Genomic DNA, 4,234 nt, shown 5'->3' on the forward strand with positions numbered 1-4,234 from the left:
CCCGCACCCCGAGGTTCCGAAATCTCGGCATCTCGCGCCGCATCCGGGCCGTCCGTGGAACCTCGGCGCGACGCACGCGGCATGTCGTGGAACCTCGCGGCGACGGAGACGCATCGCTCCCCACCCACCCGTCCAGTCGCGAGTGCGCTCCACGTGCCGCCGAGGCGACTCCCCGAGGTTCCGAGATCTCGGCATCTCGCGCCGCGTCCGGGCCGTCCGTGGAACCTCGGCGAAACGCACGCGGCATGTCGTGGAACCTCGGCGGCAGGGGTGGAGGACGTCTGGCCGACTGCGGCGCGACGCGCGCGCGTCGCGGAGCGGCCGCGAGCCGTCGGCCACGGCCGGTGCGACCGACGGTCAGCGACCGCTCGGCGCCGCCCCGGCGGGGTGTCGCGACCGATAAGCGCTGCTCAGCTGGGCAGGTAGGCCGGACCACGGCGGACGGGAGGCCCGTGGCGGCCGCGATCCGTGCCTCCCGTCCGCCGTTCGGTCACGTCTCGTCGCCCGCCCGGCCCTCACCGGAGGTCACGCCGCGCCGCGCGTGCCGCGCCGCGCGGTCGCTGACCGTCGGATGCGGCCAGAGCCGCCGACGGTCTGCGACCACTCGGCGCCGGCCCGACGGGGTGTCGTGACCGATCGGCACACGGCAAACGAGGGGGGAAGCACAGACAGCGCCGCGCACGGGCACCCGTCAGCGGTAGCCGCCGTCCTCCAGCCCCGCCTCGACCTCGAAGCGGTTGCGGAGCGGGTCTCGGCCGGCGACGGCGTACAGCACGGGCATGAGCATGCCGTACCGCCGCCACTGCTCGACGTGCACCCGCTCGTGCCGCAGCACCCGGGGCCCGTCGTTGTCCCGGGTCAGGTACACCGAACCGACGCAGGTGCCACCACGCCGGAACACCCACCGCGGCAGGCCCGAGCAGACGACGAGCCCGTCGACCACGCGGACGCGGCCGGTCGACAGCGGCACGCCGATCGCCAGGCCCACCGCCGTGGCGAACAGCCACCCCACCCGCGACACGGGGGAGTCGAGCAGCGCCCGGCGTGCCAGTCCGCGCATGCTCAGGCCGGGCGACCGTAGGTCTCGAGCAGCCGGAGCCAGATCTCGTTCATCGTCGGGTAGGCCGGCACCGCGTGCCAGAGGCGGTCGACGGGTACCTCGCCGACGACGGCGATCGTCGCCGCGTGCAGCATCTCGGCGACGTCCTGGCCGACGAAGGTGACGCCCACGACGACCCCGCGGTCCTCGTCGACGACCATCTTGGCGCGGCCGGTGTAGCCGTCGGCCTGCAGGGCGGAACCCGCGACGCCGCCGAGGTCGTACTCCACGGCACGGACGTTCAGCCCCTGCTCTCGTGCGGCCTTCTCGGTCAGGCCGACGCTCGCGACCTCGGGGTCGGTGAACGTGACCTGGGGGACCGCGGCGTGGTCGGCGGTCGCGACGTGTGCGCCCCACGGTTCGGTGTGCAGCGGCGTGCCCTGGTGCCGGGCGGCGATCGCCTCGCCGGCCGCGCGGGCCTGGTACTTGCCCTGGTGGGTGAGGAGGGCGCGGTGGTTGGCGTCGCCGACGGCGTACAGCCAGTCGGTGCCGTGCACGAGCATCGTGTCGTCGACCTCGAGCCAGTCGCCGGCGGTGAGCCCGACGGACTCGAGCCCGAGGTCGGCGGTGTGCGGGGTGCGGCCGGTGGCGGCCAGCACCTCGCTCGTGATGACGGTGGTGTCGTCGTCGAGCGTGGTGGTGACGAGCCCGTGCTCGTCGCGGTCGACCCGCACGGGGTTCACGCCGGTACGGACGTCGACGCCGAGCTCGCGGAGGGCATCGGTGACGAGTTCGCCGGCGAACGGTTCCATGCCGCCGAGCAGTCCGTGCCGGGCGACGAGGGTGACCTTCGCGCCGAGCGATGCCCAGGCGGTGGCGAGCTCGGAGCCGGCGACACCGCCGCCGATCACGAGCAGGCTCTCCGGCACCTGCTGGGCGCTGGTGCCCTCGCGGGTGCCCCACGGCTTCGCCTCGGCGAGTCCCGGCACGTCGGGCAGCGCGTGCAGCGAGCCGGTCACGACGGCGACGGCGGCACGGGCGGTGTGCGTCTCGCCGCCGACCTCGATCGTCTTCTCGCCGGTGATGCGGGCGTGGCCGCGGATCAGGGCGATGTCGGCGGACTCGAGCCAGGACACCTGGCCGTCGTCCTTCCAGTCCGAGGTGAACGAGTTGCGGCGCGCGAGCACGTGGGCGGCGTCGAGTTCGCCGGTGACGGCCTGCTTCGCGCCGTCGAGCCGCTTCGCCGCTGCCAGGGCGTGGCCGCTGCGCAGCAGTGCCTTCGACGGCATGCACGCCCAGTAGGAGCACTCGCCGCCGACCAGTTCGGACTCCACGATCGCGACCGCCAGGCCGCGCTTGTGGGCGTAGTCCGCCACGTTCTCGCCGACTGCGCCGGCGCCGATCACGATGAGGTCGTAGTCCGTCATGAGGCCGAGCGTACGCGGACTGGCATGGGGTGCGCCCGGCGCGCCGGGTCGGTTCTCAGGCCACCCGGGAGGCGCTGGTCAACGCCCCGACGACGCGCAGGATCACGCCGAGGTCGTCCACTGCACGCTCCGGGTCGACGGGAGCGAATCCGGTGAGCGCGGCGCCGGCCAGGCGGCGGCCGCGGGTCGCGGCCTGGATCCGCTCGACCAGTCCCGCGCCGTCGAGTCCGAACGGCACCGGCTCGAGAAGGCCGTCGACCTCGGACGGGTCGAGGACGTCGAGGTCGACGTGCACGAACACCGAGGTCGCTCCGGTGGCGTCGACGGCGGCGGCGAGGGCCTCCGGGGTGGCGGCGTCGACGTCGAGTCGTGTGATCCCGGCACGGTCGAGGGCGGCGTCCTCGGCGTCGTCGAGCCCGCGGACGCCCGCGACCACGACCGACGAGGCGGGGAGCACCGGCAGCGCGGGGAACAGCTCGTCGGCGCGGTCGACCAGGATCCGGAGGGCTGCGGTCTCGGCGGCGACGGGCTGGGCGCGGTTGAGTGCGCGGTACCCGCTGGACCCGGCGATGCGGACGAACGCGGTGTCCGGTCCGAGGCCGACGGTCGCGCCGAGGACGCTCGCACCGTCCCCGCCGACGACGAGGACGGGTTCGCTGGCGACGCCGGTCTCCTCGGCCACGCGGTCGGCGACGGCGAGCACGGAGGTGTAGCGGGCGACGGCCGTCTCGAGCCGGTCGCCCGCGCCGGCGGGGACGTCGACCACGGTGGTGGACGCACGGGGGAGGTCGGCCGCGATCGCGGTCGCTCCGTCCCCGAGGCGCATCGCGCGCGACGACGCCGAACCCTGCCACTGACCGACCACGAGGAACTGCATCGTCTCAGTCTGTCAGCTGGGGTCCGGCGTCGTCCGGGAAGGTCGTCCGGGAACGTCAGAGGCTCGACGAGCCGCCCGACTTCAGCGCGGCGAGACGTGCCTCGACCTCGGCGTCCTTGCCGACGTCCTCGAGGCTCTCGAACTGGGCGTCGAGGCTCGACGACTGCAGTTCCTGCTGCCCGAGGACCTTGGCCTCTTCACGACGGACCTTCTCCTCGAAGCGACCGAGGTCGCTCGTCGGGTCGAGTACGTCGATGTTGCCGAGGGCGTCGTTGACCTTGGACTGCGCCTCGGCCGTCTTCGAGCGGGCGACGAGGTTGTCGCGCTTCGCACGGAGCTCCTCGAGCTTCTGCTCCATGCCGGCGAGCCCGGTCTTGAGCTTCTCGACCGCTTCGTTCTGCGAGGCGAGGTTCGGCTCGGCGTCCTTGACCTCCTGCTCGGCCGCGATCTGCTTGCCGATCGCGATCTTGGCGAGGTTGTCGAACTTGTCCGCCTCGGCCGTCTTGCCCTCGGCGCGGTACTTGTCCGCGGCGGTGGAGGCGTTGGCGGCCTTCTGGCCCCACTCGGACGAGGCGCGCTTGTCCTCTTCGTGGTCCTGCTCGAGCAGCCGCACGTTGCCGATCGTCTGCGCGATCGCCGTCTTCGCGTCGGCGATGTTGTTCGTGTAGTCACGCACGAGCTGGTCCAGCATCTTCTGCGGGTCCTCGGCGTTGTCGATGAGCTGGTTGATGTTCGCCCGCACGAGGGTGGAGATGCGGCCGAAGATCGTCTGCTTTGCCATTGCTGTTCCCTTTCCTGGAAGGTCTGACGTGGTGTGTCTGGTCTGTCGGGTGTGTGGTCTGGTCGTCGGGTGGGTCGGGGTCAGAAGCGGCCGCCGCCGGAGAACCCGCC

General features: G+C 72.9%; 4 protein-coding genes. All 4 read right to left on the reverse strand.

The window, feature by feature from the left end:
- Positions 1 to 691 precede the first annotated feature (691 nt).
- The 4 genes from GVL05_RS19655 to GVL05_RS19670 are packed head-to-tail and all read right to left on the reverse strand — an operon-like array spanning position 692 to position 4,124.
- Positions 692 to 1,060 carry a Fe-S oxidoreductase gene (locus tag GVL05_RS19655; RefSeq protein WP_123294261.1) on the reverse strand — a complete coding sequence of 123 codons (369 nt, stop codon included), beginning with the start codon at positions 1,058 to 1,060 and terminating at the stop codon, positions 692 to 694.
- A gap of 2 nt (positions 1,061 to 1,062) precedes the next feature.
- Positions 1,063 to 2,466, reverse strand: coding sequence for an NAD(P)/FAD-dependent oxidoreductase (locus GVL05_RS19660; RefSeq protein ID WP_123671673.1), 1,404 nt, complete (start codon positions 2,464 to 2,466; stop codon positions 1,063 to 1,065).
- 55 nt (positions 2,467 to 2,521) lie between these two features.
- Positions 2,522 to 3,343 (reverse strand): arginase family protein, encoded by an 822-nt coding sequence (locus GVL05_RS19665; protein ID WP_123294263.1) that lies wholly within the window; start codon positions 3,341 to 3,343, stop codon positions 2,522 to 2,524.
- Between the two features lie 55 nt (positions 3,344 to 3,398).
- On the reverse strand, positions 3,399 to 4,124 hold the full coding sequence (locus GVL05_RS19670; protein ID WP_123294264.1) for a PspA/IM30 family protein: 726 nt from the start codon (positions 4,122 to 4,124) through the stop codon (positions 3,399 to 3,401).
- Between the last annotated feature and the right edge of the window lie 110 nt (positions 4,125 to 4,234).

Origin of the sequence: Curtobacterium sp. 18060 (assembly GCF_902706105.1) — a bacterium.
Classification (GTDB): Bacteria; Actinomycetota; Actinomycetes; order Actinomycetales; family Microbacteriaceae; genus Curtobacterium.

Bases quoted from the DNA above. Each gene is read 5' to 3' on its own strand.
- GVL05_RS19665 (WP_123294263.1), bottom strand. From the start codon at position 3,343: ATGCAGTTCCTCGTGGTCGGTCAGTGGCAGGGTTCGGCGTCGTCGCGC.
- GVL05_RS19670 (WP_123294264.1), bottom strand. From the start codon at position 4,124: ATGGCAAAGCAGACGATCTTCGGCCGCATCTCCACCCTCGTGCGGGCG.
- GVL05_RS19655 (WP_123294261.1), bottom strand. From the start codon at position 1,060: ATGCGCGGACTGGCACGCCGGGCGCTGCTCGACTCCCCCGTGTCGCGG.
- GVL05_RS19660 (WP_123671673.1), bottom strand. From the start codon at position 2,466: ATGACGGACTACGACCTCATCGTGATCGGCGCCGGCGCAGTCGGCGAG.